Origin of the sequence: Vibrio sp. 10N.261.51.A3, assembly GCF_041471965.1 — a bacterium.
Taxonomy (GTDB): domain Bacteria; phylum Pseudomonadota; class Gammaproteobacteria; order Enterobacterales; family Vibrionaceae; genus Vibrio; species Vibrio crassostreae_C.
The window spans coordinates 1-281 of sequence record NZ_JBFRPK010000176.1; the positions used below are offsets into that span (position 1 = coordinate 1).

The 281-nt window shown below is 52.0% G+C and carries 3 tRNA genes; all 3 read right to left on the reverse strand.

Annotation, left to right across the window (positions count from 1 at the left end):
- Positions 1 to 17 precede the first annotated feature (17 nt).
- The 3 genes from AB4371_RS22595 to AB4371_RS22605 all read right to left on the reverse strand — a co-directional run bounded on the left by AB4371_RS22595 (position 18) and on the right by AB4371_RS22605 (position 280).
- A tRNA-Val gene (locus tag AB4371_RS22595) sits at positions 18 to 93 on the reverse strand.
- A 33-nt stretch (positions 94 to 126) separates the two neighbouring features.
- Positions 127 to 202 (reverse strand) — tRNA-Lys (locus AB4371_RS22600).
- A 2-nt stretch (positions 203 to 204) separates the two neighbouring features.
- Positions 205 to 280: transfer RNA gene (locus AB4371_RS22605), tRNA-Glu, on the reverse strand.
- Between the last annotated feature and the right edge of the window lies 1 nt (position 281).

The following is a 281-nucleotide window of genomic DNA, read 5'->3' on the forward strand; positions in this document are numbered from 1 at the left end:
CAAGAATATTTAGAGAATGGTGGGCGATACCGGGCTCGAACCAGTGACCCCCTGCTTGTAAGGCAGGTGCTCTCCCAACTGAGCTAATCGCCCACTAAAAGTTTTAATTCCTTCGTGGAGAAAGAATGGTGGGTCGTGCAGGATTCGAACCTGCGACCAATTGATTAAAAGTCAACTGCTCTACCAACTGAGCTAACGACCCAATGGTATCCCGTAGGGGAGTCGAACCCCTGTTACCGCCGTGAAAGGGCGGTGTCCTAGGCCTCTAGACGAACGGGACA